This window comes from Caballeronia sp. LZ034LL (assembly GCF_031451215.1).
GTDB lineage: Bacteria > Pseudomonadota > Gammaproteobacteria > Burkholderiales > Burkholderiaceae > Caballeronia.
Genome location: NZ_JARUXR010000002.1, coordinates 1,297,730 through 1,323,095, shown reverse-complemented (window position 1 = coordinate 1,323,095; position 25,366 = coordinate 1,297,730). Strand labels below are relative to the sequence as shown.

The 25,366-nt window shown below is 62.8% G+C and carries 29 protein-coding genes; 21 read left to right on the top strand and 8 right to left on the bottom strand.

Going from position 1 to position 25,366, the window contains the following annotated elements; genetic code table 11:
• Positions 1-151: 151 nt before the first annotated feature.
• The 4 genes from QCE83_RS20560 to QCE83_RS20545 all read left to right on the top strand — a co-directional run bounded on the left by QCE83_RS20560 (position 152) and on the right by QCE83_RS20545 (position 4,260).
• Positions 152-1,144, top strand: coding sequence for an aKG-HExxH-type peptide beta-hydroxylase (locus tag QCE83_RS20560; protein ID WP_309815052.1), 993 nt, complete (start codon positions 152-154; stop codon positions 1,142-1,144).
• Positions 1,137-1,859 (top strand): class I SAM-dependent methyltransferase, encoded by a 723-nt coding sequence (locus QCE83_RS20555; RefSeq protein ID WP_309815050.1) that lies wholly within the window; start codon positions 1,137-1,139, stop codon positions 1,857-1,859. The genes QCE83_RS20560 and QCE83_RS20555 overlap by 8 nt, the downstream gene beginning before the upstream one ends.
• Positions 1,860-1,975: 116 nt before the next feature.
• Positions 1,976-3,166 (top strand): ATP-grasp domain-containing protein, encoded by a 1,191-nt coding sequence (locus tag QCE83_RS20550; protein WP_309815519.1) that lies wholly within the window; start codon positions 1,976-1,978, stop codon positions 3,164-3,166.
• A complete protein-coding gene (locus QCE83_RS20545; RefSeq protein ID WP_309815047.1) occupies positions 3,163-4,260 on the top strand; it encodes a hypothetical protein in 1,098 nt (365 codons plus the stop codon). The genes QCE83_RS20550 and QCE83_RS20545 overlap by 4 nt, the downstream gene beginning before the upstream one ends.
• Positions 4,261-4,266: 6 nt before the next feature.
• Here the strand turns inward: QCE83_RS20545 and QCE83_RS20540 are convergent, their stop codons facing one another.
• Positions 4,267-5,211: an AraC family transcriptional regulator gene (locus tag QCE83_RS20540; protein ID WP_309815045.1), complete on the bottom strand. Its 945-nt coding sequence runs from the start codon at positions 5,209-5,211 to the stop codon at positions 4,267-4,269.
• 96 nt (positions 5,212-5,307) lie between these two features.
• Between QCE83_RS20540 and QCE83_RS20535 the strand changes: the two genes are divergently transcribed.
• From QCE83_RS20535 to QCE83_RS20510, 6 genes are all read left to right on the top strand, one after another.
• Positions 5,308-6,147: an oxidoreductase gene (locus QCE83_RS20535; RefSeq protein WP_309815043.1), complete on the top strand. Its 840-nt coding sequence runs from the start codon at positions 5,308-5,310 to the stop codon at positions 6,145-6,147.
• Between the two features lie 88 nt (positions 6,148-6,235).
• Positions 6,236-6,808, top strand: a complete 573-nt coding sequence (locus QCE83_RS20530; protein WP_309815041.1) for an RNA polymerase sigma factor — start codon at positions 6,236-6,238, stop codon at positions 6,806-6,808.
• Between the two features lie 17 nt (positions 6,809-6,825).
• A complete protein-coding gene (locus QCE83_RS20525) occupies positions 6,826-7,149 on the top strand; it encodes a hypothetical protein (protein WP_309815039.1) in 324 nt (107 codons plus the stop codon).
• A gap of 54 nt (positions 7,150-7,203) precedes the next feature.
• The gene (locus tag QCE83_RS20520) at positions 7,204-8,982 is read left to right on the top strand and encodes an ABC transporter transmembrane domain-containing protein (RefSeq protein ID WP_309815036.1); all 1,779 of its coding nucleotides are present in this window, start codon (positions 7,204-7,206) and stop codon (positions 8,980-8,982) included.
• A 97-nt stretch (positions 8,983-9,079) separates the two neighbouring features.
• Positions 9,080-10,879: a methyl-accepting chemotaxis protein gene (locus QCE83_RS20515; RefSeq protein ID WP_309815033.1), complete on the top strand. Its 1,800-nt coding sequence runs from the start codon at positions 9,080-9,082 to the stop codon at positions 10,877-10,879.
• A gap of 78 nt (positions 10,880-10,957) precedes the next feature.
• On the top strand, positions 10,958-11,392 hold the full coding sequence (locus QCE83_RS20510) for a pyridoxamine 5'-phosphate oxidase family protein (protein ID WP_309815031.1): 435 nt from the start codon (positions 10,958-10,960) through the stop codon (positions 11,390-11,392).
• Positions 11,393-11,446: 54 nt separating this feature from the next.
• Here the strand turns inward: QCE83_RS20510 and QCE83_RS20505 are convergent, their stop codons facing one another.
• From QCE83_RS20505 to QCE83_RS20485, 5 genes are all read right to left on the bottom strand, one after another.
• A complete protein-coding gene (locus QCE83_RS20505) occupies positions 11,447-12,616 on the bottom strand; it encodes a zinc-dependent alcohol dehydrogenase (RefSeq protein ID WP_309815028.1) in 1,170 nt (389 codons plus the stop codon).
• A 2-nt stretch (positions 12,617-12,618) separates the two neighbouring features.
• The gene (locus tag QCE83_RS20500) at positions 12,619-12,873 is read right to left on the bottom strand and encodes a hypothetical protein (protein WP_309815025.1); all 255 of its coding nucleotides are present in this window, start codon (positions 12,871-12,873) and stop codon (positions 12,619-12,621) included.
• 40 nt (positions 12,874-12,913) lie between these two features.
• On the bottom strand, positions 12,914-13,294 hold the full coding sequence (locus QCE83_RS20495) for a hypothetical protein (RefSeq protein ID WP_309815023.1): 381 nt from the start codon (positions 13,292-13,294) through the stop codon (positions 12,914-12,916).
• Positions 13,295-13,340: 46 nt separating this feature from the next.
• A complete protein-coding gene (locus QCE83_RS20490; RefSeq protein WP_309815020.1) occupies positions 13,341-13,595 on the bottom strand; it encodes a DUF378 domain-containing protein in 255 nt (84 codons plus the stop codon).
• Between the two features lie 73 nt (positions 13,596-13,668).
• The gene (locus QCE83_RS20485; protein ID WP_309815017.1) at positions 13,669-14,544 is read right to left on the bottom strand and encodes a manganese catalase family protein; all 876 of its coding nucleotides are present in this window, start codon (positions 14,542-14,544) and stop codon (positions 13,669-13,671) included.
• Between the two features lie 448 nt (positions 14,545-14,992).
• On the opposite strand from QCE83_RS20485, the gene QCE83_RS20480 reads away from it, so the two are divergent.
• From QCE83_RS20480 to QCE83_RS20460, 5 genes are all read left to right on the top strand, one after another.
• A complete protein-coding gene (locus QCE83_RS20480) occupies positions 14,993-16,525 on the top strand; it encodes an ATPase domain-containing protein (RefSeq protein ID WP_309815014.1) in 1,533 nt (510 codons plus the stop codon).
• Complete coding sequence (locus QCE83_RS20475; RefSeq protein WP_309815011.1) at positions 16,522-18,255, top strand: ATP-binding protein; 1,734 nt, start codon at positions 16,522-16,524, stop codon at positions 18,253-18,255. Before QCE83_RS20480 ends, QCE83_RS20475 begins: the two co-directional genes overlap by 4 nt.
• A 61-nt stretch (positions 18,256-18,316) precedes the next feature.
• Entirely contained in the window at positions 18,317-18,835 is a 519-nt protein-coding gene (locus tag QCE83_RS20470) for a CinA family protein (RefSeq protein WP_309815009.1), read from the top strand.
• Entirely contained in the window at positions 18,832-19,665 is an 834-nt protein-coding gene (gene nadE, locus QCE83_RS20465; protein WP_309815007.1) for an ammonia-dependent NAD(+) synthetase, read from the top strand. The genes QCE83_RS20470 and nadE overlap by 4 nt, the downstream gene beginning before the upstream one ends.
• 18 nt (positions 19,666-19,683) lie before the next feature.
• Positions 19,684-19,902, top strand: a complete 219-nt coding sequence (locus QCE83_RS20460; protein WP_309815004.1) for a hypothetical protein — start codon at positions 19,684-19,686, stop codon at positions 19,900-19,902.
• A 5-nt stretch (positions 19,903-19,907) separates the two neighbouring features.
• Here the strand turns inward: QCE83_RS20460 and QCE83_RS20455 are convergent, their stop codons facing one another.
• On the bottom strand, positions 19,908-20,690 hold the full coding sequence (locus tag QCE83_RS20455) for an SDR family oxidoreductase (RefSeq protein ID WP_309815000.1): 783 nt from the start codon (positions 20,688-20,690) through the stop codon (positions 19,908-19,910).
• Between the two features lie 162 nt (positions 20,691-20,852).
• Here QCE83_RS20455 and QCE83_RS20450 point away from each other — a divergent pair, with 162 nt between their 5' ends.
• Positions 20,853-21,032: a hypothetical protein gene (locus QCE83_RS20450; RefSeq protein WP_309814997.1), complete on the top strand. Its 180-nt coding sequence runs from the start codon at positions 20,853-20,855 to the stop codon at positions 21,030-21,032.
• 47 nt (positions 21,033-21,079) lie between these two features.
• On the opposite strand, the gene QCE83_RS20445 is transcribed toward QCE83_RS20450, so the two are convergent.
• Positions 21,080-22,021, bottom strand: coding sequence for an AEC family transporter (locus tag QCE83_RS20445; protein ID WP_309814992.1), 942 nt, complete (start codon positions 22,019-22,021; stop codon positions 21,080-21,082).
• A 100-nt stretch (positions 22,022-22,121) separates the two neighbouring features.
• Between QCE83_RS20445 and QCE83_RS20440 the strand changes: the two genes are divergently transcribed.
• The 5 genes from QCE83_RS20440 (at position 22,122) to QCE83_RS20420 (ending at position 25,312) form a co-directional block, all read left to right on the top strand.
• Positions 22,122-23,003: a LysR family transcriptional regulator gene (locus QCE83_RS20440; RefSeq protein WP_309814990.1), complete on the top strand. Its 882-nt coding sequence runs from the start codon at positions 22,122-22,124 to the stop codon at positions 23,001-23,003.
• 65 nt (positions 23,004-23,068) lie between these two features.
• Positions 23,069-23,290 (top strand): hypothetical protein, encoded by a 222-nt coding sequence (locus QCE83_RS20435; protein WP_309815517.1) that lies wholly within the window; start codon positions 23,069-23,071, stop codon positions 23,288-23,290.
• A 168-nt stretch (positions 23,291-23,458) separates the two neighbouring features.
• The gene (locus tag QCE83_RS20430; RefSeq protein ID WP_309814988.1) at positions 23,459-23,830 is read left to right on the top strand and encodes a CidA/LrgA family protein; all 372 of its coding nucleotides are present in this window, start codon (positions 23,459-23,461) and stop codon (positions 23,828-23,830) included.
• On the top strand, positions 23,827-24,561 hold the full coding sequence (locus QCE83_RS20425) for an LrgB family protein (protein WP_309814985.1): 735 nt from the start codon (positions 23,827-23,829) through the stop codon (positions 24,559-24,561). Before QCE83_RS20430 ends, QCE83_RS20425 begins: the two co-directional genes overlap by 4 nt.
• A 226-nt stretch (positions 24,562-24,787) precedes the next feature.
• Positions 24,788-25,312, top strand: coding sequence for a DUF4142 domain-containing protein (locus QCE83_RS20420; protein WP_404985237.1), 525 nt, complete (start codon positions 24,788-24,790; stop codon positions 25,310-25,312).
• The last annotated feature ends 54 nt before the right edge of the window (positions 25,313-25,366 follow it).

Sequence of the window (25,366 nt, the reverse complement as noted above, 5' to 3'; positions counted from 1 at the left end):
CGCCATTCTCCCGTTCATGCGGACGCGTCATGCGTTCGCCAGTCCGATGAAAACCACTCCCCGAATTCTCCTCGAACCGGACCTGTGCCAGGACCTCGTGCTGCCGTCTTCCGGACGCAGCATCCTCATACGGACCGCCTTGCAGGAGAACATGAAAGACTCTCTGCAAAAGGTTCTGCCGCCGATTGCTCGTTTGCTGCCGGATTCGGCCGCCGGTCTTGAGGACGAAGTCGAAGGACTGGACACCGCGCGCCGCTTTTCTCCGCGTCTTTACTTCGACTACTTCACGTTGCTTCAAGGCATGGCGCAGTCGGATGTACGTGCCGTTGCTGCGCGCTCTGCGGCCTTGCGCAGGTGTCTGCACATGCCTTACGCGGATCGCTTTGAAGTTCGCGAGCGGATGGATGAAATCGCGCTGTCTTTCATGCGCGCTCACCGCACCGCGACGCTATCCGACGCAAGCCATCTCGCGATCGACACTCAAGAATCCGATACGTACCCCAGATACATCGATAGCATTTCCCGCTGGACAGCCGCATCGGCGCGCCGTCATCTCGCGACGCTGCAAATGGCGCTCGCCGCGAGCGAGCCTCATCTCGCGGACGAGCTCTCCAGTCTCGTTTCCGTGGTGCAACTGATGCCGCAGTCGTTTTTTGCCGAAGCCGCTTCGAGTCTTGCGGCGTTCGGCACGATCCTCGTGCGGCCGCCGATGGATTCGCCCGAGAAGTCCACGCAATTCTTTTACTTCGACCGCATCGTTCACGAGTCAGCGCATATCTATCTCAACATGCTCATGACTTTCGATCCGCTGCTGACGAATGGCGCCGCGCTCGCCGAGTCGCCTGCACGGCAGACGCTGCGGCCCTTGAAGGGCGTTCTGCATGCGCATTTCGTGTTCTTCCGTCTGCTGCATGCGTATCGGCACGCGCCGGATGCTATCCGCAACACCGAGGCGCCCTGTCCGTCGCGTGCCGAGATGGATCGCATGAGCCTGTCCGCGCTGCCGCTGTCCTTCGCTGCGCGAGAGGCGGTCTATCTCGACAAGTTCATTCAGGGAGACTCGATCCTCCGCTCATCGGCGGCATTCACGCCCTGCGGCCAGCGCTTTTTCGATGCAATGACGGAGACCCTGTGTCATGTGTGATTCCCCTTTGCGCGTGCTCGAGCAACGTCTCGTCGAACGCCTGAGCCAGTTGAAGCCGTATCCCGACGCGCTGCTGGAGATGGGATGCGGCGAAGGCCGTACGCTGCTTGCCCTGAAGCACGGGCACAACATGCACGTCAGTGGCGTCGACGTTCACGAGCCTTCACTGTCTGCCCTGAAGCATGCCGGCATCGATGCAAGAGCGTGCGACATGCGCAGCCTTCCATTCGAAGACAACACCTTCGACTGGGTGCTGATCGCCAACTCGCTGCATCACATCGCCAATCCGAGGGACGCCACCCGGGAAGGCGCGCGCGTGGCCCGCCATGGCCTCGTCATTTGCGAGCCATGGCTCGACCAGACGATCGCCTCGCAGCGCACGACTTACACCCTATGCGAGTGGTCGAATTCACTCCTGCAAAGCTTCGGCTTCTTTCATCGCGCCGGTCTGTCCGCCGGCGAGATTCTGGAATCGATCGATTTCGCCGCAGCGTCCGCCGAAGTGCATCAGGAATTGTTCATTGCACGCTGGAACGTGCAGCAATGGCTGGCGAATCTCAAGCCCTGGATCGACAAGCTGTCCCACGATCACTACCTGCGCTGGCGGCTCAATCAATTGCTCAAGACCTTGCCTGTGAGCGCGGCGACCGAAGCCGGCCAGACGATCGTCGTCATCAGGAAGGCGCCAGTGCGCGCAGATTCCTTATCTTCGTAGAGGGACTTTCCGTGAAACTTCAAAGGCAGGTCATTGTTATCGTCGGCGCGGACCGCAAGGGTTTCTATATCGGGCCGACGTTGCATGGGCGTGGTTATCAATGCGTGCATGTGAGGATGGGTCCGATGGCAGCAGACGCCGCTTCGGCGTGCCCCGACTGGTGCATCCGCGAACTCCAGCTGACGTCGCACGATGACGCGGCGATCCTCGAACTCGTCTCCGAGCTGAAGTCCTATCAGGTCAAGGCTATCGTCGTGGCAGGGGATAGCGGTGTGATTCCCGCGAACAAGCTGGCGCAGTTCTTCGACGTTCCATGCAATCCCGCCGGAAGTGCTCGCCTGCATCGTCACAAGTACCACATGGTCGAGGCGCTGCGCCTCAATGGCGTACCGTGCGCGGCGCAATTTCATTCGCATGATCTCGACGCCATCCTGGCATGGTATGAAACGTCCGGCTTCAGGCGCGTGGTCATGAAGCCAGCGCTCGGCGCGTACTCCGATGGCGTCGGCATCTGCGAAAGCAAGGCCGAGATTGCCGCGATCTTCGAGCGCAATATCGGCCGCCTGAATGTGGTGGGCGAGACCAAGGATGAATATGTCATCCAGGAATATCTCGAGGGCCGGCACTTTGTCGTGAATACCGTGTCGGTAGCAGGGCGGCACTTCGTGACGGATATCTGGCATGAAGTGAATCATCACCGGGGCACGCAGATCATCGACGAATATGCGGACTCGGTGCGCCGCGACGCCCCCGAGTTTCCCGTTCTGTCGGCCTATGTGCACGACGTTCTCGATGCCTTGCAGATCCACAACGGCGCGGCTCACACTGAAGTCATGCTGACGGCAGACGGCCCTCGGCTGATCGAAACGGGTGCGAGGCTGGCGGGTGGCATCGACTATTCGGTGGTCGAGGAATGCAATGGCTATAGCCAGGTCTCAGTACTTGCAGACAGTGTGGTCGCGCCTCATCTCTTCGAAGCGAGACAGGCGGCGTGCGTGACGGCGCCCGTGCGTCATGCCCGCTTCATCTACATGAATTCGCAGTTCGCCGGTACGGTGGCCGAACAGCCCGATCTCGCGTGCTTCCTGTCCGTGCCGTGCCTCATGAGCATCAAGCTGACATTCGCGAAGGGCGCAAGGCTCGAACAAACCGGGCAGACGTTCGGACATCCCGGCTACGCGATGCTCGTCGCGGATAGCCCGCAAGAACTGGCCCGCGACTACGCACACTTCCGCGCGATCGAAACAAGCTTCTTTTGCGAAGCCACGAACGCCGGTGCAGACTCTGAATGGGAGCACGCAGCATGAACCACACCCTGTGGCTACGCGCCGAATACCGATCAAGGGAACGTCGGACCCCGCTGATTCCCGTTCATGCAGGCATTCTCGTCAAGAACGGTTTCAGGGTCTGCGTCGAATCATCGGAGAAACGCATCTATCCCGACTCCGCTTATTCGGATGTGGGATGCACGCTCGTCGAAAGCGGCAGCTGGCGTTTCTCCCATCGTGACACGCTGGTTCTCGGCCTCAAGGAATTACCTGAGGCAACGTTCCCGCTGCGGCATCGGCATATGTACTTTGCGCATGCCTATGAACGGCAGCAGGGAGCGGCCAGTCTGCTCGCACGCTTCGAACGCGGCGGTGGCTTCCTGTACGACCTCGAACAGATCAAGGACAACTTCAGCGCACAACTGGTCACGGGCGGCGCGGGTTATCTCGCCGGCATGGCCGCGGCAACGGCATGCCTCGACATCTGGAAGCAAAAGCAAGGCGTTCGCGCCGCGCGCTACCATGTGCCGGAGCAATTCACGAGCGTGAATGAACTCGTGCGTTATGCGCGAGCCGTCGTGCGCAATGATTTCCGCGCGCCGCGCACGCTGGTGATCGGACATCGAGGTAAATCCGGCAACGGCGTGACGTGGCTGCTCGACGAACTCGGACTCGCGTACGATCGCTCACCGAAGATCACGCCGGATCATCCCGAACTTCGTGAGCGGCTTCACGACTACGAGCTCGTCTTCAATTGCATCAAGCTGGCCGCCGATACACCGCTGTTCCTGAACGATGCAATGATCGGCCCGCATACGAAGATCAGGTTGATCGGCGACGTGAGTTGCGAAGCGACGCATCCGCGCAATCCCATTCCGCTGTATTCGGCCCCGACGAGTTTTGCCGAGCCGGTCTGCCGCACGAAGTCGGGCATCGAGATCATGGCCATCGATAACATTACCGCGATGCTGCCGGTGGAATGCAGTCAGATGCTGAGCGAGCAGATCTTTCCTTATCTTTGCTATTTCATGCTTGCAAGAGACGTGCACGACGCTTCGCCTTTTCAGCGCGTGACCAAGGCATTCCACGCCGCCCGCATCGATGCGAGACGCACTGCATCGACCGCTGCGTGATGCGTTTCAATGCGACGACACATACTCCGCACCGTCGAACGCTGCCGGCAGGGCGAAGCTCTCGCGCATGCGCCGCGTTTCCGCCGCCGGCGTCAGCCCGAACAGGCGCTTGAATTCGCGATTGAACTGCGAGGCGCTGGCATAGCCTACGGCCATGCACGCGGCCTCCGCAGTCAGTTCCTCGCGCACCATCAGCAAGCGTGCCTGATGCAGACGCGTCGACTTGACGTACTGCATCGGCGAGACTTGAGTGATGGTCTTGAAGTGGCTATGGAAGCTCGGCACGCTCATTCCGGCTTCCTCGGCGAGTTGCGTGACGTCGAGCGCCTGCGCATATCCGGCATGGATCATCCGCAATGACTTGCCGATCCGCCCGAACTGTCCGCGCATGGCCAGCGCCTCGCGCATCGCGCTGCCTTGCGCGCCGGTGAGCACCCTGAAGTACAACTCGCGCAGCAGGCCCGGACCCAGCACGGCGGCGTCCAATGGCCTGTGGAGCGCTTCGAGGAAGCGCAGGACGGAGCCCTGCATCGCATCGTCCATGGGCGTGGACATCATGCTCTGAGGCGCCTGCACGGGCGCCGCGACGCCCGTGCGATCGATCTCCACCGCAAGTTCCGCCGCCAGCGTGAAGTCGAGATGGAGATAGAGTGCAAGCAAGGGACGCTCGGCACTTGCATCGGTTTCCATGCTGAACGGAACGGGCACGGACACCGCCAGATAATGATCCTCGTCGTACAAATACAGACGTTCGCCGAAATAGCCGCGCTTGCGCCCCTGACACACGATCACGATCCCCGGGTCATACAGGACCGGCGTGCGCGCCAGCGGCCGGTCCGAGCGCAGGATGCGCACGCTGGGCAATGCAGTGAGGTTATAGCCTTCGTCGGGCGCGAGCGAGCGCAGCAGCGCAATCGTGCGTTTGCGGCCGGATGAGGATTGAGTGCTCATAGTTTTAGGCAACATAAATAGCGATTTGTGGCTGATCCGTCTCGCGAAAGCATACTATTCTGCCTACTCCGAAACACATCACGGAGAAAATAATCCATGGCATCCACCCAGAAAACCCTGCTCATCACGGGCGTCAGCAGCGGCTTCGGCCGGGCGCTCGCACTGGAGGCGCTGGCGGCGGGACACAAGGTCGTCGGTACCGTGAGAAGTGAAGAAGCGAAGCGTGAATTCGAGGCTTCGTCCTCGAACCAGAGCGCCTTCGCACGCGTGCTGGACGTGACCGACTTCGACGCCATCGAGCCTGCTGTCGCGGAGATCGAGCGCGCCATCGGTCCCGTCGACGTGCTCGTGAACAACGCCGGCTATGGTCACGAAGGCGTCATGGAGGAATCGCCGCTGTCCGAGATGCGCAAGCAGTTCGACGTGAACGTGTTCGGCGCGGTCGCGATGATGAAGGCCGTCCTGCCCTTCATGCGCGAACGTCGGCGAGGCCACATCCTGAACATCACGTCGATGGGCGGCTTCATCACCATGCCCGGCATCACCTATTACTGCGGCAGCAAGTTCGCGCTGGAAGGCATCTCCGAAGCGCTCGGCAAGGAAGTGGCGTCGTTCGGCATCGCCGTGACCGCCGTTGCGCCCGGCTCCTTCCGTACGGACTGGGCGGGCCGCTCGATGCGTCGCACGCCGCGTTCCATTGCGGATTACGACGCGGTCTTCGATCCGATCCGCCAGGCGCGCGAGGAGAAGAGCGGCAAGCAACTGGGCGATCCGCGCAAGGCGGCCCAGGCGATGCTCACCGCCATCGCGTCCGACCGTCCGCCTGCGCATCTCCTGCTCGGCAGCGATGCGCTCGGGCTGGTGAGAGGCAAGCTGTCCGCCATGGAGAGCGAATTGAGCGAGTGGGAAACCGTGACGGTCTCGACAGACGGCTGAAGCAAGCGTCTCTGCCTGCCCGGTCAAAGAAATAAAAAATATTCCGGGCACGCCACAATATCTCCGTCCCCGAAACGTCATCACGGGTATGGAAACGCCGCACACCCCGAGCCCACTGCCGGAACAGGATCGTGAAATCGCAGCTGCCGTCGCCCGTGAGCGACCGCGGCTGCGCAACTTCATTCGCCGGCGGGTGATCGATCAGGACGACGCCGAGGACATTCTCCAGGACGTGTTCGAGGAACTGGTCGAGGCCTACAGGCTGACGGATCCGATCGAGCAGATGGGCGCATGGCTGTTCCGCGTTGCGCGCAACCGGATCATCGACCGGTTTCGCAAGAAGAAGGAAACACCGCTTCCCATCGACGAGACCGAGACCGACGAAGACTATCGGCTCGACCTCGCGCTGCCATCGCCCGAAGCGGGTCCCGAGGCCGCGTACGCACGCGCCGCGCTGCTTGCAGCGCTACAGGCCGCGCTCGACGAACTGCCTGCCACTCAGCGCGATGTCTTCATCGCCCATGAACTCGACGGCCGCAGCTTCAAGGACATCGCGGCCGCGACGGGTATCGGCATCAATACGCTTTTGGCGCGCAAGCGTTATGCGGTGCTGCATCTGCGTGCCCGCTTGCAGGCGTCCCACGACGATTTCGAATCTTGAACGGAAGGAGAGATGACATGAGGTTTCGCCGCAAATATTTCGCCAAGGCAGTGCTGTTCGTGCTTTTTATCGCGGCAGTAGGCTGGGTGGTCATGCGACTGTACAACTGGGTCGTGCCGGGACTTTTCGTCGATGCCCAGATGATCGACTATCCGCGTGCACTCGGCTTGCTGGTGCTGTGCCGCATCCTGTTCGGCGGCTTTCGGGCACGCGGCGGACGCGGCGGCTGTCACGGAGGCCGGCACTGGCAGCGCTGGCAGCGCATGACGCCGGAAGAACGCGAGCAATTGCGCGACAAGATGAGCGCCGCTTCGCGCGGCAATCCGGAAAGCGGTCTGTGAATCCGTCACTCGATAGATTGATACCATCGGCTCATTCACCGCTCATTCCCGCTCATGTCATCTGCTGAAGCTTCTACCCGCCGTCTGGGTCCGCTCTTCGCGCTCGGTCCGTTCCTGCGCCCTTATGCCGGGCGCTGGGCGCTCGCGTTCCTGGCGCTGCTGACCTCGGCGGGCGCGACGCTCGCCTTGCCGATGGCCTTCCGCTATCTGATCGACCGCGGTTTCGCGAGCGGCAGCCGCGCGCATATCGATCGCTATTTCATCGCGCTGTTCATCGTCTCGCTGATCCTCGCGGGCGCGACGGCGCTGCGCTTCTACTGGGTGTCATGGCTCGGCGAACGCGTGACCGCCGACCTGCGCCGCGCGGTCTATGACCACATCATGCGCATGAGCCCGCAGTTCTTCGAGTTCACGCAAACCGGCGAAGTCCTCTCGCGCCTCACCACCGATACCACGCTGATCCAGACCGTGGTCGGCACCAGTCTCTCGCTCGGCTTGCGCAACGCGTTGCTGGCGGCGGGCGGCATCGGCATGCTGGTGCTGACGAGCCCGGTGCTGTCCGGCTACATCATTGCCGTGCTGATCGTGGTGGTCGCGCCCATTGTGTTCTTCGGGCGGCGCGTGCGCCGGCTCTCGCGCGCCAGTCAGGACACGGTCGCGAACGCGAGCGCGCTGGCCGGCGAAGTGCTCAACGCGATGCCGACCGTCCAGTCCTACACGCAGGAGACGTACGAGTCGAAGCGCTTCGGCGCTGCTGTGGAACGGGCCTTTCAGACCGCGCTCGCCCGCATCCGCGCGCGGGCCGCGCTGACCGCCGTGGTCATCGTGTTCGTCTTCGCGGCCATCGTGTTCGTGCTCTGGCTCGGCGCACAGGCGGTGCTGGCGGGACAGATGTCGGCGGGACAGTTGTCGCAGTTCATTCTCTATGCGGTGTTCACGGCGGGCGCGGTCGGCGCGCTCGCCGAAGTCTGGGGCGATCTCCAGCGCGCAGCCGGCGCCACCGACAGGCTCATGCAACTGCTCGCGGCGCGCTCGCCGGTCACGGAGCCGTCCACGCCCGTGCCGATGCCGTCCAAAGGCGAGGGCATCCGCTTCGATCAGGTGGGCTTCTCGTATCCGTCGCGACCGGGTATCGAGGCGCTGTCGGCGTTCTCGCTTGCGGTGCGTCCCGGTGAACACGTCGCGCTGGTCGGGCCGTCCGGCGCGGGCAAGACGACGCTGTTCCAACTGCTGCTGCGCTTCTACGATCCGCAGTCCGGCACCATCTCGATCAACGGCGTACCTACGCGGCATCTGTCGCTCGGCGCGTTGCGGCAATCGATCGGCGTCGTGCTGCAGGACTCGGTGATCTTCTCGGGCAGCGTGCTCGACAACATCCGCTACGGCATGCCCGATGCATCGCCCGCGCAGGTGCGTCGCGCGGCGGAGATGGCGGCTGCGGCGGACTTCATCGAGCAGCTTCCGGAAGGCTATGACACCTTCCTCGGCGAGCGCGGCGTGCGGCTCTCGGGCGGACAGCGGCAGCGCATTGCCATTGCACGGGCCATCCTGCGCAATCCGCCCATCCTGCTGCTCGACGAAGCCACCAGCGCCCTCGATGCCGCCAGCGAGCGGCTCGTGCAAACCGCACTCGACAACGCCGCGCAGAACCGCACGACGCTGGTCATCGCGCATCGTCTCGCCACCGTGCAGCAGGCCGACCGCATCGTCGTGATGGAGCATGGCCGGATCGTCGCGCAGGGGCGTCACGCGGAGTTGTTGCGCGACTCGCCCTTGTACGCCCAGCTTGCGGCGCTCCAGTTTGGTGCAATGGCCGCCAGCGACGCCGTTTAGACCTTTCCACTAAAACTCTGCCTTTCGCGTCTCAAGTTTCTCCTGACAGGGCCGTAATGTCTGAAAATAACTTTTCAGCAGGCACTTAAGGGGATACATGTTTTCGACCATTCGTTCGCGCGTCGTCACGGCCAGCATTGCTGTGCTGGTGATCGCGCTCATTGCCAACGCCGCGCTCAGCTATACAGTCGCGCGCTCCTATAACAACAAGACGATCAGCGAGAACCTGTCCGCCGTGGCGAGCGGCCATGTCGGCGGGATCGGCGAATGGATTGCGTCGAAGAAGCAGATGATCGTGTCGATCCAGGATGCGGCGCTTTCGCCGGACCCGGTGCCGGTGTTCAAGCAGATTACATCGGCGGGCAATTTCGTGAATGTGCTCGCCGGTTACGAGGACAAGACTTCGCTCTTCTCCGAACCCACCAAGCTTCCGCCCGACTATGATCCGCGCACGCGTCCCTGGTACACGGCGGCGGTCAGCGCAGGCGGCCCGGTGGTCACGGCGCCGTACATGGATGTATCGACGGGCAAGCTGATCGTCGCGTTTACGCAGGCGCTGAAGCGCGACGGCAAGCTGGCCGGCGTGGTCTCGGGCGCGGTCGCGATGGACTCGGTCATCGACAACGTGCTCTCCGTGCATCCGACGCCCGCCAGCTTTGCCGTGCTCGTGGACGGCAAGGGTTCGATCGTCGCGCACGCGGACCGCAAGCTCACCGGCAAGCCGCTCACGGACCTGTTCCCGGACCTGTCGGGCACGGCGTTGAAGAGCCTGATCGGCGCAGCCGAGCCGCTCGATACCCACGCCGGCACGCAGGCCGTGCTCGCCCATGCGCGCGCGGTGCCCGGCACGGACTGGACCCTGATCATCGCGCTCGACAAGGCCGAGGCCACCGCCGGCATGCGCTCGATGATCCTCACGTCCGCCATCGCGCTGTTCGTGATCATTGCGCTGGGCGCGCTGGTCGTCGGACTGGTGACGTCGATTGCCCTCAAGCGGCTCTCGTCGATTCGCGACGCGATGGATTCCATCGGCTCGGGCACGGGCGACCTCACGCAACGGCTGCCCGCCGACGGCAACGACGAAGTCGCGCAGATCGCGCGCGCCTTCAACACCTTCATCAAGAAGCTGCATGACGTGATGACGCGCGTGCGGGATTCGAGCGAATCGGTGCGGCTTGCATCGAGCGAGATCGCGGCGGGCAATCAGGACCTGTCGGGCCGCACGGAATCGGCGGCGGCAAGCTTGCAGCAGACGGCGGCGTCGGTGGAAGAAATCAGCTCGACCATTGCGCACTCCACCAAGGCGGCCAATCAAGCCAACGTGACGGCGGCTTCGGCGGCGGCGACGGCATCGGCGGGCGGCCAGGTGGTCGGCGACGCGATCACCATGATGACCGAGATCGAGGATTCGTCGAACCAGATCGGCTCCATCATCGGCGTGATCGATGCCATCGCCTTTCAGACCAACATCCTTGCGTTGAACGCGGCCGTTGAAGCGGCGCGTGCCGGCGAACAGGGACGCGGCTTCGCGGTGGTGGCGTCGGAAGTGCGCGGGCTGGCTGCGCGCAGCGCGCAGGCGGCGAAGGAGATCAAGAGCCTCGTGACGTCGACGGTCGATGCAGTGGCGTCCGGTTCGACCCAGGTTCGCAGTGCGGGCGAGACGATGAACGAGATCGTCGGCAGTGTGGCGAATGTCTCGACCATCATGGCGGAAATTACGGATGCCGCGAACGAGCAGACGCGCGGCATCCAGGAAGTGAACAAGGCCGTGTCGCAGCTCGATCAGATGGTCCAGCAGAATGCGGCGCTCGTCGAGCAATCGGCGGCGGCAGCTTCGGCCTTGCAGACGCAGGCGATGGAACTGGCGATGGCCGTGAGCGAGTTCAAGCTGTCCTAGTTCTGTGTGGCGCGTGGCATGCGGGTTGCGTGAGTCCGGCTCATGACCCTCTGAAAACCACTATCAGGAGCATGAGCCATGACTACATTGACCCTCGAACAAGTCGCCGAGAAAATGGCGGAGATCGACTTCGCGATGCTCTCCACGCGCGCACAGAACGGCAACATCGCTGTCCGGCCGATGAGCAATAACCGCGATGTCCGCTTCGACGGCGACAGCTACTACTTCACCTCCGAAGAGACGCACATGGTGAAGGAGATCAAGGCGGACGCGAAGGTCGGGCTGTCGTTCACGGGCGCGCCGGGCGCGGGCGGGAAGCCGCAATTGTTCGTAGCCGTTGAAGGCAACGCTGAACTGATTCGCGAGAAGCCTGCGATGAAGGAGCACTGGAACGAAGACATCGCGAAGTGGTTCTCGGATGGCTTTGCGACGCCGGGTATCGTGCTCATCAAGGTGAGCGCCGAGCGTGTGCACTACTGGCTTGGCGAGGATGACGGCGAGATCGTGTTGTAACTTGCGATGCAACCGCGCCATCCTGACGATGGCGCGGGTTTTAAATGAAGACCTTCAAGGCGTCAGCACCACCTTGATACAGCCATCTTCCTTGTCCCTGAACGTCTCATACATCTGCGGCCCGTCCTCGAGTTTCATGCGGTGCGTGATGACGAACGACGGATCGATCTGACCTTCCTCGATACGCTTCAGCAAGTCTTCGCTCCAGCGATTGACATGCGTCTGGCCCATGCGCCAGGTCAAGCCCTTGTTCATCGCAGCGCCGAAGGGAATCTTGTCGATCAGTCCGCCATAAACACCTGGAACGGACAGCACGCCCGCCGGCCGGCAAACGTAGATCATTTCGCGCAGTACATGCGGCCGGTCGCTTTCGAGCATGACGGCTTGCTTGACGCGGTCATAGATGCCATCGAACGAGCGCGTTGCGTGCGATTCCATGCCGACTGCATCGATGCACTTCTCTGGTCCCTTGCCCTGTGTGAGATTGCGCAACCGGTCGAGCACGCTTTCTTCCTTGAAGTTGATGGGAATGGCGCCCGCTGCCTGCGCCATGGCCAGGCGCTCGGGAACCTGATCGATGACCACGACCTGCTTCGCGCCCAGCAGCACGGCGCTGCGCACCGCCATCTGTCCGACGGGGCCCGCGCCCCAGATCGCGACCGTATCGGTCGGCTCGATCTCGCAGTTCACCGCCGCTTGCCAGCCGGTCGGAAAGATGTCGCCAAGGAAGAGCACTTGTTCATCGGTGAGGCCATCCGGAATCTTGATGTGCGTCTTGTCCGCAAAGGGAATGCGCACATACTCCGCTTGTCCACCGGCGTAACCGCCCGTCAGATGGGTATAGCCGAACAGGCCGGCAGTCGTGTGGCCGAATAACTTCTCCGCTGTTTCCTTGTTGCGATTCGAACGTTCGCACACGGAGAAATTGCCACGCTTGCATTGATCGCACTCGCCGCACGTAATGGTGAACGGCACGACGATGCGCTCGCCAATCTTCAACGCCGTGTTGTCGCGGCCCACTTCGACCACTTCTCCCATGAACTCGTGACCCATGACATCGCCATGTTTCATGCCGGGCATGAAGCCGTCGAAGAGATGAAGGTCCGAGCCGCAGATGGCGCAGGTCGAGACCTTGATGATGGCGTCGCGGCCGTGTTCGATTTCCGGATCGGGAACCGTGTCGTAGCGGATGTCTTTCTTGCCATGCCAGACGAGTGCTTTCATGTCTACCTCTTGGCGTTTTGCTGTGGATCGGAAGTCTGTGCAGGATCGGGTTCGAGATCCGGATCCTTGTGATCGTGTTCGGGCGTATAAGCGCCTTCTTCCGGATGATCCTTGCCCTTCGGAACCAGGCTGGCGTCCATGCTGCCGTGTTCGCGCTGCCGGATAGTGCCGTCGGGCTTTTCCTCGACATCGCCGGCGCCGAGTTCCTCACGCCGCTGGTCGGCGCGTTCGACGGGATCGGAAGGTTCGTTGTTCATGGTCGCTTCCTTCATGGCTGTGTAAAAAAGACGGCGCCCCTCAAGGCGTCAGGCGCTTCACCACTTCGCCTTCCGCATCGAGAATCACGTTCGGGCGCGGCGCGTCGGCGGTATCACTGACGTCATAGACGATCCGCGCGTGGTCCGTTCCACGAGGCGTCACGAGCGTCGCCATGACGTCGGCTGCGGTGGCGTGCAAGGTCTCCATTGCCTCGGTCGCGTAGTTCAACGCATAGCTCGGCCAGCGGGCAAACAACGCTGGTTGATCAGCGTCTCCGGCGAGTGCCGTGTCGATCGCTTTCCGGTTCAGTTCGCTGAATTGCCTCAGCGCGTCGTTCATGGTCAGCGACAGGCGCAGACAGGTCTCGACGTTGGCGCGGAAGAAGTCAAGGCCCGGCGGGTTGAGCGTAGGTGACAGCATGGTTACTCCTGAATGGAATCGGGCCGATTGCACCGGTGAGAATGCATTAGTGATGCGAGAGCCCGTGGGAACGGGTCGTAACGAATGCGCGGATCAGCATGACGATGCCGGCCAGACCCACCAGCACGTAGACGATGCGTGCGCCCGCGGAGCCTGCGCCAAAGATAGCCGCGACGAGGTCGAAATTAGCAAGGCCGACCAGCCCCCAATTCAACGCACCGATAACGACCAATGCGCCTGCAATCCAGTCGATCGGGCTTCGATGCACGACGACAGTACCTCTGGAAGTAACGGTATTCATGTTCATTTCCTTTGCGTAATGGGCGAGGGCAGCATCGCCGCCCCCGCACGATCAGTTTCGATTCAAAGCAAGATCAGACCTGGTTGGCCTTGCCGGCGCCCAGGTCGGCACCCGTGGTCGGATCCGCGGCCGGGTCCGACGCCGTGCGCGACGCCATGGCCTGAAGCGTCTCCACATCCTGTTCCGAGACGTTCACGGTCGCCAGTCCATCGCCGCCGTCCACGGCCGGTTGCGGATCTTCGATAAAGCGCCAGTCGCCGCCTTCGTTCCATGGACCGCGCATGTCTTCGCCCTTGGACATGTTGTAGTAGACGCTCGTGAACTCCGGATTGCCGGGCAACTTGCCTTGCGGGAAGTTCGGTTGAATGGAATGCAGCGCCTTCTCGAAGGACTTCTGATGCGCGATCTCACGCGTCATCAGAAAGCCCAGCGCATCCTTGATGCCGGGATCATCGGTCACGTTGATGAGGCGTTCGTAGACGATCTTCGCCCGCGCTTCAGCGGCAATGTTCGAGCGCAGGTCGGCAGTCGGCTCGCCGATCGTGTCGATATAAGCCGCGGTCCAGGGCACGCCCGCCGAGTTGGTCAACGGCGCACCGCCGCCATACAGGATGGACGTGATGTGCGAGTCATTGCCGGCGCCGGTCAGCGAGCGATACATCTCCGCCTCGGACTGGACGCCCTCGACCAGCTGGCCCTTGGCGCCCTTGTTCAGCATGGCGACGATCGAACCGATGACTTCGAGGTGGCTGAGTTCTTCGGTCGCGATATCGAAGAGCAGGTCCTTGCGGCCCGGATCGTCTTCGGCCACGGCCTGGGTGAAATAGCGGCAAGCGGCGGCGAGTTCGCCCTGCGGCCCGCCGAACTGCTCGAGCAGCAGATTGGCCAGCCCCGGATTCGGGGAAGCGACGCGAACCGTATACTGCAAACGCTTGTTGTGCACGAACATGGCGAAAGCTCCTTATCGTAGGGACGAGCGAAATCCTTGCGTGGACTTCGCAAGTTTCAAGATTGAGAAGTTGGTACTCGGGTCGAAACTGAGAGGAGCGCCGTAGCGTCACTTGCAGTCGTACTTCCCGGGTCTCAGCGCAACGAATGTGCGCTGGCCTGATGCGGCGAACCGCTGGTCAACAAGGGTGAACCGAGGCTTGGTTTCAAATACCTTGGTTGCCTGAACCTTCGAGCAATGGGTGTGCCCATGATTCCAGCAAGCCCCTGCAGGACAGCCCTCGCGGGGCGCGGCGAATCGCCGGCGCGCACTCTGCAGATCAATGCGATCGAACGTGCACATGGAAAGAAGTACACGTTACACTTCAATTTTGCGTCCCCATAACCTGAACAGGGAGACCCGGCCGAGGGCGCACTATATAAAATCGATCGTCAAAGCTATCGAACCCATGACAGACCCCAAACCTCCCCGCATTTCTTCCGGCCTCACGGCCCTCGACGACATCCTGAACGGCGGCTGGCCGACCAGCAGGCTTTATCTGATCGAGGGCGCGCCGGGCTCAGGTAAGACAACGCTCGGTCTCCAGTTCCTGCTGGATGGCGTCGCTGCCGGGGAGACCGTCCTGTTCATCACGCTCTCGGAGACCGCACAGGAGCTGGATGAAGTGGCGAACGCGCACGGCTGGTCGATGGACGGCATCACCGTCTTCGAGATGGAAGAAGCCGAAATGAAGCTCGGCATCGATGGCGACCAGAGCATCCTGCATTCGTGGGAAATAGAACTCGGCGAGGTGATCCGCCATATCACGGAACACGTCGAGCGCGTCAAGCCGTCGCGCATCGTGTTCGACAGTCTGTCGGAACTACGCCTGCTCGCGCAGGACCCGCTGCGCTTCCGGCGTCAGCTTCTGTCGCTCAAGCACTTCTTCAACAACAACGCCGCCACCGTTTTGCTGATGGACGACATGAGCGCGCGCGGCATGCATGACGTCGATCTGCACAGCCTCTGTCATGGCGTGTTGACGCTGGAGCGCCTCACGCTCGACTTCGGCGTCGCGCGGCGGCGCCTGCAAGTGCAGAAGCTCCGGGGAAGCGCGTTTCGGGAAGGTTTTCACGATTTCGCGATCCGCGAGGGCGGCCTGCAAATTTTCCCGCGGCTGGTTGCGCTGGAGCATCACACCGAATTCGTCGGAGACGTCCTGCCGAGCGGCTCGGCGGCGCTCGATGCGCTGCTCGGCGGCGGTCCGCTACGCGGCACGAGCACGCTGATCACGGGCCCCGCCGGAACCGGCAAGACCACGCTGTCCCTGCAATATGCGGCGCAGGCGTGCTCACGCGGCGAGCGCTGCGTCATCTATGAATTCGACGAACGTATCGGCACGCTGCTCGTGCGTTCGAGGGGCATCGGCATCGACTTGCAACCGCACATCGATGCCGGTCTGCTGGAAATCAGGCAGATCGACCCGTCCGAGATCTCACCCGGCGAGTTCACCAGCCTGGTGCGTTCGGAAGTCACTCATAACGATGCGCGGCTCATCATCATCGACAGCCTGAACGGCTATGTGGCCGCGATGCCGCAGGAACAGCAGCTCATTCTCCAGCTACACGAGCTGCTGTCGTTTCTGAACCAGCAGGGCGTCGCGACCTTCCTCATCAATCCGCATCAGGGTTTGATCGGGAACATGCATTCGGGCTCGCTGAACATCAGCTATATCGCCGACGCCGTCATCCTGCTGCGTTTCTTTGAAGCCGAAGGGCGCGTGCGCAAGGCGCTCTCGGTGCTCAAGAATCGCGGCAGTCTGCACGAGAGCACGATTCGCGAACTGGTCATCAGCGCGCGTGGTCTGGAGTTGAGTGAACCGCTGACGCGCTTCAACGGCGTGCTGAGCGGCACGCCCACGTACATGGGCGGTGCAGCGGGACTCGGCAAGCAGCGCGATTCGATCCAGTTTGGCGGCGAGAACGGCGTTCCCTTGGAATGAAGGCATTCTCGCGCCATATCGTCATCTTCGCGCGCTTCGGACGCGACGCGCAGACAGCCGACATGCTGCTGCGCCGGCGAGCAATCGCTACTACGACGGTGAACAGCTTCGACGCCTTCGTCGAGGCTATCGATCCCTACGTGGGCGGCGTGCTGCTCACCGACGAGTCGCTGTCCGGCGCGGACCTGTCCGCGCTGGCGAACAAGCTCGACGCGCAGCCATCGTGGTCCGATGTGCCGTTCATCGTCCTGACGCAGCGCAGCCGATACGAGAGCGCGCATCATCGGCGCCTGGCGGGGCTGCTGCCCGCGCGCATGACCAACCTCGTCTATATCGAGCGGCCCGCGAGCGCGCTCGCGTTGACGAGCGCCGTCGAGGCCGCGCTTTCCGGCCGCGAGCGGCAGTTCCAGATTCGCGATGAACTGCGAGCGGCGGCGACCATGAACGAGCGCCTGAGCGCCGCTGAAGAGCGGCTGGCGCGCAGTCATGCCGAGCTCGAGCGACAGGTCGCGGACCGGACGCATGAACTGCGCGAGACGAATCACCGGCTCACGGAAGAAATGCAGGAGCGCACACGCGCGGAAGAGGCGCTTGCGCATGCGCAGAAGATGGAAGCGGTCGGCCGGCTGACGGGCGGCATCGCGCATGATTTCAACAACCTGTTGATGGCGCTGGTTGCCAATCTCGAACTCGCGCGCCGGCAACTGGGCAGCGATCACGCCGTCTTGCCGCTGCTGAACAACGCGCTGCGTGTGACCGAGCGCGGCTCGAAGCTATCCGGCCAGCTGCTCGCGTTCTCGCGCATCCAGAAGCTGGTCCTGCAGCCGATGGACATCGACGCCCGCATGCGCGACCTGATGGACCTGGCGCGTCACTCGCTCGGTGTGTCGCATACGATAGAGCCGCACTTTGCCGCGGAGTCGCGCTTCGTGATTGCGGATTCGAACCAGATCGAACTCGCTATTCTCAATCTCGTGAACAACGCACGCGACGCCATGCCGGGCGGCGGCGTCATCACGCTGTCCACGTATACGCGCATGCTGGACGAACCGGACGCGGACCTGCCGCGCGGCGAGTATGTCGAGATCAAGGTGTCGGATACGGGCACGGGCATCAGCGAAGAAGCGCTGCAACGTATCTTCGATCCGTTCTTCACCACCAAGCCGGTGGGCAAGGGCACCGGGCTCGGGCTCGCGCAGGTCTGGGGTATCGCGCATCAGTGCGGCGGCACGGTGAAGGTGGAAAGCGAGTTCGGCAAGGGCGCGTCCTTTTCGATTCTTCTGCCCGTCGCCGGATCGGAAAGAGAAGAGCCGGCCGGGACGCTGCCCGTAGTGGACGGGACCGCGACGGAAGCAGCTGGCGCGGAAGGCACGTCTGTCCTGATCATCGATGACGACGACAACGTGCGCGAATCGCTGGTCGCCGGCCTCGAGATGGACGCATTCGAAGTACGCGATGCGCGCAGCGGGACTGAAGGGCTTGCGATGATCGGCGAGGACTTCCCGAACGTACTGGTCGTCGACTACGCAATGCCAATGATGAACGGCGCGGAAGTGGCGCGGGCCGCGCAAAAGATGCGGCCCGGCTTGCCCATCGTCATGGTGACAGGCTATTCGGACACGGCGGCGCTGGATGGCGTGGCGAACGCGGAAGTGCTGCGCAAGCCGTTTTCGCTTGCCGAACTGAGCCGGCATATTGCGAGGTTGCGGCGCTCGGCGGTTGGACTCTGAGGCTGATGGCACACGGACTGCTGAAGGCTTGCCGTCAGGCGAGCCTCAGAGAGGTCGATACATGGATATCCCCGAACAGGTCGTTGCGTTCCTCATTTCACGCGATCTCAAGCTCGCTACGGCCGAGTCATGTACGGCGGGTTACATTGCTTCGCTGGTGTCGTCAGTGCCGGGCAGCGGCGCGTGTCTCGACGTGGGCTTCGTCGTCTACTCGCCTTCAGGGAAAGCCGGTTTTCTCGACGTTCGCGAAGCCACGATGGCGCGCGAAGGCCTGACGAGCGAAGCGGTCGCGCGCGAGATGGCTGAAGGCGCGTTGCAACAGGAAGCCTGCTGCGCAGATGTGGCGGTCTCGAACACGGGCGTCGCGGATGCCGTGCCGGGCAACGGGCCGCCGCCCGGCACGCAATGCTTTGCATGGTCGTACCGTACGCGGGACGGCGCAATCATGACCTTCACCGAGACGCGGCGTTTTCAAGGCGAGCGCAACGACATCCGGCGTGAGGCGGCGCACTATGCGTTGTCGCGCGTCGAGCACTATTTCCGTCAGCAACAGGCGCAAGGCGTCGGAGAGCAACCATGAGCGAAGACTGGCGTGCGTGGCAAGCGCAGGTGATCCGCGAGTTGAACGTGGCGGCAAGCTTCGATGTCGACAGCGAACGCGAGCGCCGCATCGGCTTCCTGTGCGATTACCTGAGGTCGAACGGATTGCGGACCTATGTGCTGGGCATCAGCGGCGGGGTGGATTCATCGACGGCAGGGCGGCTCGCGCAACTGGCCGTCGAACGTCTGCGCGCGCAGGCTTATGAAGCACGCTTCGTCGCGGTCCGGCTGCCGTATGGCGTGCAGCGCGATGAAGACGACGCCCGGCGCGCGCTCGAATTCATACAGCCCGACGAGACGCTCGAAGTCAACGTCAAGGGCGCATCGGATGCGATGCTCGCGGCGCTCGAACTGGGCGGCGCGCAGTACGCCGACGACTTTCAGAAGGACTTCGTGCTCGGCAACATCAAGGCGCGCCAGCGCATGATCGCGCAATATGCAATAGCGGGCGCGCGTGCCGGCGTGGTGATCGGCACGGATCACGCCGCCGAGTCGCTGATGGGCTTCTTCACCAAGTTCGGCGATGGCGGCGCGGACGTGCTGCCGCTGTCGGGTCTGACGAAGCGTCGTGTGCGTGCGCTGGCGATGTCGATGGGCGCTTCGACGCAACTCGCCATGAAGGTGCCGACGGCCGATTTAGAAACGCTCACGCCGCAGCGTCCGGACGAGGACAGCTACGGCATCACCTACGAAAACATCGATGACTTCCTGGAGGGCAGGGAAGTCAGTGACGAGATTCTGACAACGATCCACCGCTTCTACCTGGCAACGCGTCACAAGCGCGCGTTGCCAGTGGAAGTCGGCGCATAACTTTCTCTTTCAGCTTTCATGCCTTTGCCACCCATTGCACCTGATGTTTTCGTCAAACAGATCAATGAGCTTCTGCCAGATAAACAAGGCTATACGCCGGAACTCGAAGTCTTTCTGATCCCACGGGGTGGCCAACTGCACGAAGCGACAGATTGGGACTGGCAGCCTCACTCACCCGAGACGGATGCGGCCGTCAAACAGGCGTTCGAGGACATCCGGCACCTGCATGGCTTCTAGAAGCATCACGCCTGCGGCGGTTGTCCGTTCGAGGCGCTGAGCCCGCCATCGACAGGCAGGTTCACGCCGGTGACAAAGCGCGCGTCGTCGCTCGCCAGAAAGGCAATGACAGCCGCGATGTCTTCAGGCGTCGCCGCGCGGCCGAGCGGAATGCGCTCCTTGAACTTCGCCATCAGCTTTTCATCGCCGAGCATGTCTTGCGTCAGATCGGTCGCGGTCAGGCTCGGGCATACGGCATTCACGCGCACGCCGTCGCGGCCATGATCCATGGCAAGGGCGCGCGTGAAATTGGTCACGGCGCCCTTGGCCGCGTTGTAGAAGCTCATGCCCCAGTCGCCTCCCAGTCCCGATACCGACGACACATTCACGATGCAGCCCCGCGAATCGATCAGATGCCGGATCGCCGCACGGCAGCAATAGAACACGCCGTCGAGATCGGTGGACATGACTGCGCGCCAGTCGTCGAGCGAGGCTTCGTCGATGCGGCCCGTCGGGGCCACGCCCGCGTTGTTGACCAGGACGTCGATGCGGCCGAAGCGATCGATGGCCGCCTCGATCAGTTGTTTTGCGTCGTCGGGCTTCGAGGCGTCGAAAGTGTGCACGAGCGTGCGTGCCGGATCGAGATCGCTGGCAAGGCGGTCAAGCTTCTCGCGCGTGCGGCCGGCCAGCACAACTGAAGCGCCTTCGCTGGCAAAGCGCCGCGCCGTGCCTTCGCCGATACCCGAGCCTGCGCCCGTCACGATGACGGTTTTTGCTTCGAAGCGGGCAGTGTTGTTGAAGTCGTTCATGACGGGTGTGGAGAAATGGTGGAAGGGCTTGCAATGCTGCAAGCGTCGTTCCACTTCCCGGCCGGGAACGGCTGATGCGCTGGAAGGAGGCCGGGCACGACGCCGGTGACCCTGAAGCGTCTTTCTCACTACGACGCTTCCATCAGACTCAGGAGCATGAACATGAACAGCGCATCGCAAGACCCGAAGGATCCATCGCAAGACGCGGAAGCCCAACCGTCGGAGAAGGATGAAACCTTCAACACGGATGTCTCGGAAACCGATGAAGAAGGAACCACCGTGCGCGAAGCAGAGGTTCGCAAGGACGATCTGTCGGAGGTGAAATCCGGCGATAACAAGTGAAGGTGAAGCATCGGCGGACGCGTCGCGGACCGTCCGCACCGTTTTCGTCAGCCGCCCGAGCGAACGTACACGAGGATGATCGAAAGCGTCACGAGCGAGGCGAGCGTAGTGAACAGGATCGTGCGTGACGTCACCTGCGCTTCCCGTCGATAGAACTCCGCGAGCATGAACGGCCCCGTGCCCGTGGGCAACGCGGCGAGCACGAGCGTCATGTTGACCATTGGCGTCGGCATTGAGAATACGCGCGCGGCGAGCCACCATGCAAGCGCGGGTTGCAGGAGCAGCTTGGTGCCTGTCAGCAGAAGCGCACTGCGTTGCGTGGCGACCGCTGCCCTGCGCTCGGCGAGAAACAGCCCCAGGCTGACCAGCGCACACGGACTCGCGGCGCCGCTCAGGAGCTTGAGGAACGCGACCACGCTGTCAGGCAGCGCAACATGCGCAGCGGAGAACAACACGCCGGCCAGCGGCGAGACGATCAACGGATTCTTGCCCAGCGAAACCAGCACCTTGCTCGCAAGCTTGTGCGGCCGCCGCTCGGCTTGCAGGCTCAGTTCGATCAGCACGATCGCGATGGCGAACAGCACGCATGCAATCAGGATGGTGGCGATAGTGGTCGGCGTGAGGCTCTCTGGCCCGAATGCCATGAGGCACAGCGGAAAACCCACGTAGCCGGTATTCGGATAGGCGCCCGCGATGGCGTCGATGCTCGCGTCCGCGAGGTGCAGGCCGCCGATCATCCGGTAGCCGAGGATCAGCAGGAAGGTCACGCCGCCGGCGATGCTGAACACCGCGATGAACGCGGGTTGATTGAGCTGTTTCCACGTGGCATGCGCCATCGTGTTGAACAGCAGTGCAGGCAAGGCCAGCCAGACCACGAAGCGGTTGAGTTCGGAGGCGGCCGTGGGCCCGAGCACGCCGCGCCTGCGGCAGACGAAGCCCGCCAGGATGAGCGCGAAGACGGGAAGCAGGATCCCAAGCGTCGAAAGCATGATGCAGTTATCGAGAAAGAAAGAACGAAGCAAGGGTAATCCCTAGGGACGATACAATCCAATACCGTCTTCGACCCCTTTCGAAACCTTTTTTGCATCGATGATCGATTTCAAGCGTTTGCGCTACTTCGTGGTTCTCGCCGAGACCCGGCATTTCGGACGGGCTGCGGCGCGGCTGCATCTGTCGCAGCCGCCGCTCAGCCGTCAGCTGATCGCGCTCGAAAAGGAACTGGGCGTGAAGCTGATCGAACGCGGACCGCGCGGCGTGACGCTGACGGCCGCCGGCGAGCGCTTCCATATCGATGCGAAAGCCGTGCTCGCCGCGCTGGAACAGGCGCAGACGAACTGCCGGGCGGCGGCGGCGGGCACGGCGGGCGCGTTGTCGCTGGGCTTCACGATGTGCGCCGCCTACAGCGTGGTGCCCGGTTATGCGCGCCGCTTCAGCGTGGCCTGTCCCGATGTCGATGTGAGTCTGCGCGAGGTCGTGTCGAACGATCTGTCGCAGCGGGTCGTGGACGGCAGCCTGGACGCGGCCATCATGTTTCCCGGCATCTTCGACAAGAGCCTCACGACCGAGACCATCTTCTCGGAGCCGTTGTGCGTGGCGCTGCCGCGCGGGCATCGGCTGGCGAAACAGCGGCGCATCCGGATCGCGCAGCTCGCCGAAGAAACCTTCGTGCTCGCCATGGAAGAAGTGGCGCCCAAGTTCAGGGCCGTCATCGATCAGCATTGCCGCTCGGGCGGGTTCGAACCGGTGGTCGGCTTCGAGGTGCAGTTGCAGCAGACCGTGCTGAGCCTCGTCAACGAGGAAGCGGGCGTGGCGCTCGTGCCGCGTTCGATGAGCAAGGCGAGACTGGCCGGCGTGGTGTTCCGTGAACTCGTCGATGCGCCGTGCGTCGAGCAGGTGCTCGTGTGGTCGCGCGCGAACCGCAATCCGTGCCTGAAGCAGTTCATCGAGCTGGTGCAAGGGGCGGAAGCCTGAACCGGTCCCGGCCGGCGGTATGCCGCTTGCTGCGCCAACGCTATGTCAATTTCATGGAGGTCAATATGGCCGGAGATACCGCTTACAAGCCGGGCGAAATCGTGAAGGTCTCGGGAATCTATTCCGTGGTCCACGACGATGGCAAGAATACGTTCGAAGTCACCTGTGTCGAAGGCGAGCACTTCCCGCCGACGCGCAGTGGCAAAGGCGCGCATTTCGAACTGAAGTACGGGGCGACTCATTCGCACAAACATGATGAGTTGAAGGGCACGGAAGCGCGCAGCTGATCAACGAAGTCAGCGCGGCGATGGGAGCGGGAGCGGCAGTAGAATGGTCGCCCCGCATTCGGCCGGTGCGGCTGCCGCGTGCATGTTGCCGTGCATGCCGTGCATGCCGCACTTGCGCCGAGCGCGGGACAGAGGTCACGACCTATCCCACGCCCAAGGCTCCCCATCATGCTTGCCGCCATCGCCACTCTGCTCGTCTTCCAGTGTCTCGGAGAAGGGCTCTCCTACCTCTTCAGCATTCCCGTTCCCGGCCCCGTCGTCGGCATGCTTCTGTTGCTTGCCTGGATGACGCTGCGCCCCGCGCAAGCCGCCGCGCTCGAAGGCACCGCGCTTGAATTGCTCCGCCATCTGTCGCTGCTGTTCGTGCCGGCAGGCGTCGGCATCATGGTGTCGGCGAGCGCGCTGCGCGGCGATGTGCTGGCCGTCGCGCTCTCCGTCGCCATCAGCACGGCGCTGGCCATCACGGTCACTGCGCTCGTCATGCGCGCGATGCTGCGGCGTCAACGCCGTCTTTCAGACTCGACAGGAGGACGCGCGTGATCCCGACTCCCCGTTTCGGCGCAATCTGGGTCTACCTCGCGGCCACGCCGCTGCTGGGACTCACCATCACGCTGCTCGCCTATCTGATCGCCCAGCGCATCTATGCCGCGTGCCGCTTCAATCCGCTTGCCAATCCGGTGCTCATTGCGGTGGCGATCGTCGTCGTCGTGCTGAAGACGAGCGCCACGCCCTACGACACCTACTTCGACGGCGCGCAGTTCGTGCACTTCCTGCTCGGACCCGCGACCGTCGCGCTGGCGCTGCCGCTCTATCGCCAGTTGCCGAATCTGAAGCGGCTGGCGATACCCATCATCGTGAGTCTTGTCGCGGGTTCATTGACGGCGATCATCTCGGCGGTGGCCGTGGCGAGGCTGCTCGGCGCATCGCATCAGTCGATCGCCTCGCTGGCGCCCAAGTCCGCGACGACGCCCATCGCGATGGCGGTGGCGAAGGAGATAGGCGGCGTGCCTTCGTTGACGGCGGTGCTGGTCATCACGACGGGCGTGTTCGGCGCGGTGATTGCGCGAGGCTTGCTCAACCTGCTGCGCGTGACCGAGGTCGAGGCGCGCGGCTTTGCGCTGGGCGTGGCGTCGCATGGGATCGGCACGGCGCGCGCGTTCCAGGTCAGCGAGGAGATGGGCGCGTTCGCGGGACTCGGCATGGGGCTGAACGGGATCCTGACGGCATTCGTCGTGCCGGTGCTGCTGCCGTTCCTGTCGCGGCTGTTTTAACGCGGGCAGGTCCGTCCGTTGCTTGACAGTGCTTGTCCCCGCTCCGGGACGTGACGTTGTTGATGGCTTGGCCCGCGGTGGTTCAGCGGGCTTTTTTTTCGCCGGTAAGCCGAACCGGAGGCAGCACGTACACAACGTACGCGACGTGGCATTCCCATTGCTGTTGCACGGGGACTACCGTGAATGTTCAACTGAGGAGACTCTCATGAAAGCCAGCCCCGCCCTGATGACCCTGTGTGCTTCCGCGCTGATCGGCATGACGCCGTTTGCCGCCATGGCGCAAACGCAGGCCGCAAGCACCACGCAGGCCAACGATCTGCCTGAAGTCGACAAGGCCTTCGTCCAGGCCGCCACCCAATCCAGCTCCACGGAGATCGATACCGCCAAGCTCGCGACAAGCCAGTCGCAGGACAAGGACGTGAAGAACTTCGCGCATCACATGATGATCGACCATACGAAGCTGACGTTGCAGCTCAAGATGGCCGCGCCGCATGGTGTCGCGGTGCCGAAGGACAACTCGGATACCTCGGTGATCGATGCGCTCAAGCCGCTGAAGGGCAAGGAGTTCGACAAGATGTATATCCAGAAGGTCGGCGTGGAAGGGCACGAGAAGGCCGTTGCTGCATTCCAGAAGGAAGCGCAGGAAGGCCAGAACGCCGATCTCAAGAAGGCCGCGCAGAAGGCGCTGCCCACCATCCAGAAGCATCTGAAGATGGCGCAGGATCTGGCGGCAACGAAGGGCGTGCAGTAAGTCGGAGCAGTGGTGGTGACGCGTCGATGCTAGAGTCCTGCTCGACGCGTTCAC

What these genes read in the sequence shown, in the direction of transcription:
- QCE83_RS20530 (WP_309815041.1), top strand. Translation starts at nt 6,236, where the DNA reads ATGGAAACGCCGCACACCCCGAGCCCACTGCCGGAACAGGATCGTGAA.
- QCE83_RS20495 (WP_309815023.1), bottom strand. Translation starts at nt 13,294, where the DNA reads ATGCTGTCACCTACGCTCAACCCGCCGGGCCTTGACTTCTTCCGCGCC.
- QCE83_RS20545 (WP_309815047.1), top strand. Translation starts at nt 3,163, where the DNA reads ATGAACCACACCCTGTGGCTACGCGCCGAATACCGATCAAGGGAACGT.
- QCE83_RS20480 (WP_309815014.1), top strand. Translation starts at nt 14,993, where the DNA reads ATGACAGACCCCAAACCTCCCCGCATTTCTTCCGGCCTCACGGCCCTC.
- QCE83_RS20540 (WP_309815045.1), bottom strand. Translation starts at nt 5,211, where the DNA reads ATGAGCACTCAATCCTCATCCGGCCGCAAACGCACGATTGCGCTGCTG.
- QCE83_RS20435 (WP_309815517.1), top strand. Translation starts at nt 23,069, where the DNA reads ATGGCCGGAGATACCGCTTACAAGCCGGGCGAAATCGTGAAGGTCTCG.
- QCE83_RS20440 (WP_309814990.1), top strand. Translation starts at nt 22,122, where the DNA reads ATGATCGATTTCAAGCGTTTGCGCTACTTCGTGGTTCTCGCCGAGACC.
- QCE83_RS20535 (WP_309815043.1), top strand. Translation starts at nt 5,308, where the DNA reads ATGGCATCCACCCAGAAAACCCTGCTCATCACGGGCGTCAGCAGCGGC.
- QCE83_RS20525 (WP_309815039.1), top strand. Translation starts at nt 6,826, where the DNA reads ATGAGGTTTCGCCGCAAATATTTCGCCAAGGCAGTGCTGTTCGTGCTT.
- QCE83_RS20460 (WP_309815004.1), top strand. Translation starts at nt 19,684, where the DNA reads ATGCCTTTGCCACCCATTGCACCTGATGTTTTCGTCAAACAGATCAAT.
- QCE83_RS20520 (WP_309815036.1), top strand. Translation starts at nt 7,204, where the DNA reads ATGTCATCTGCTGAAGCTTCTACCCGCCGTCTGGGTCCGCTCTTCGCG.
- nadE (WP_309815007.1), top strand. Translation starts at nt 18,832, where the DNA reads ATGAGCGAAGACTGGCGTGCGTGGCAAGCGCAGGTGATCCGCGAGTTG.
- QCE83_RS20450 (WP_309814997.1), top strand. Translation starts at nt 20,853, where the DNA reads ATGAACAGCGCATCGCAAGACCCGAAGGATCCATCGCAAGACGCGGAA.
- QCE83_RS20555 (WP_309815050.1), top strand. Translation starts at nt 1,137, where the DNA reads ATGTGTGATTCCCCTTTGCGCGTGCTCGAGCAACGTCTCGTCGAACGC.
- QCE83_RS20510 (WP_309815031.1), top strand. Translation starts at nt 10,958, where the DNA reads ATGACTACATTGACCCTCGAACAAGTCGCCGAGAAAATGGCGGAGATC.
- QCE83_RS20430 (WP_309814988.1), top strand. Translation starts at nt 23,459, where the DNA reads ATGCTTGCCGCCATCGCCACTCTGCTCGTCTTCCAGTGTCTCGGAGAA.
- QCE83_RS20445 (WP_309814992.1), bottom strand. Translation starts at nt 22,021, where the DNA reads ATGCTTTCGACGCTTGGGATCCTGCTTCCCGTCTTCGCGCTCATCCTG.
- QCE83_RS20455 (WP_309815000.1), bottom strand. Translation starts at nt 20,690, where the DNA reads ATGAACGACTTCAACAACACTGCCCGCTTCGAAGCAAAAACCGTCATC.
- QCE83_RS20475 (WP_309815011.1), top strand. Translation starts at nt 16,522, where the DNA reads ATGAAGGCATTCTCGCGCCATATCGTCATCTTCGCGCGCTTCGGACGC.
- QCE83_RS20505 (WP_309815028.1), bottom strand. Translation starts at nt 12,616, where the DNA reads ATGAAAGCACTCGTCTGGCATGGCAAGAAAGACATCCGCTACGACACG.
- QCE83_RS20550 (WP_309815519.1), top strand. Translation starts at nt 1,976, where the DNA reads ATGGGTCCGATGGCAGCAGACGCCGCTTCGGCGTGCCCCGACTGGTGC.
- QCE83_RS20515 (WP_309815033.1), top strand. Translation starts at nt 9,080, where the DNA reads ATGTTTTCGACCATTCGTTCGCGCGTCGTCACGGCCAGCATTGCTGTG.
- QCE83_RS20470 (WP_309815009.1), top strand. Translation starts at nt 18,317, where the DNA reads ATGGATATCCCCGAACAGGTCGTTGCGTTCCTCATTTCACGCGATCTC.
- QCE83_RS20485 (WP_309815017.1), bottom strand. Translation starts at nt 14,544, where the DNA reads ATGTTCGTGCACAACAAGCGTTTGCAGTATACGGTTCGCGTCGCTTCC.
- QCE83_RS20500 (WP_309815025.1), bottom strand. Translation starts at nt 12,873, where the DNA reads ATGAACAACGAACCTTCCGATCCCGTCGAACGCGCCGACCAGCGGCGT.
- QCE83_RS20420 (WP_404985237.1), top strand. Translation starts at nt 24,788, where the DNA reads ATGACCCTGTGTGCTTCCGCGCTGATCGGCATGACGCCGTTTGCCGCC.
- QCE83_RS20490 (WP_309815020.1), bottom strand. Translation starts at nt 13,595, where the DNA reads ATGAATACCGTTACTTCCAGAGGTACTGTCGTCGTGCATCGAAGCCCG.
- QCE83_RS20560 (WP_309815052.1), top strand. Translation starts at nt 152, where the DNA reads ATGAAAGACTCTCTGCAAAAGGTTCTGCCGCCGATTGCTCGTTTGCTG.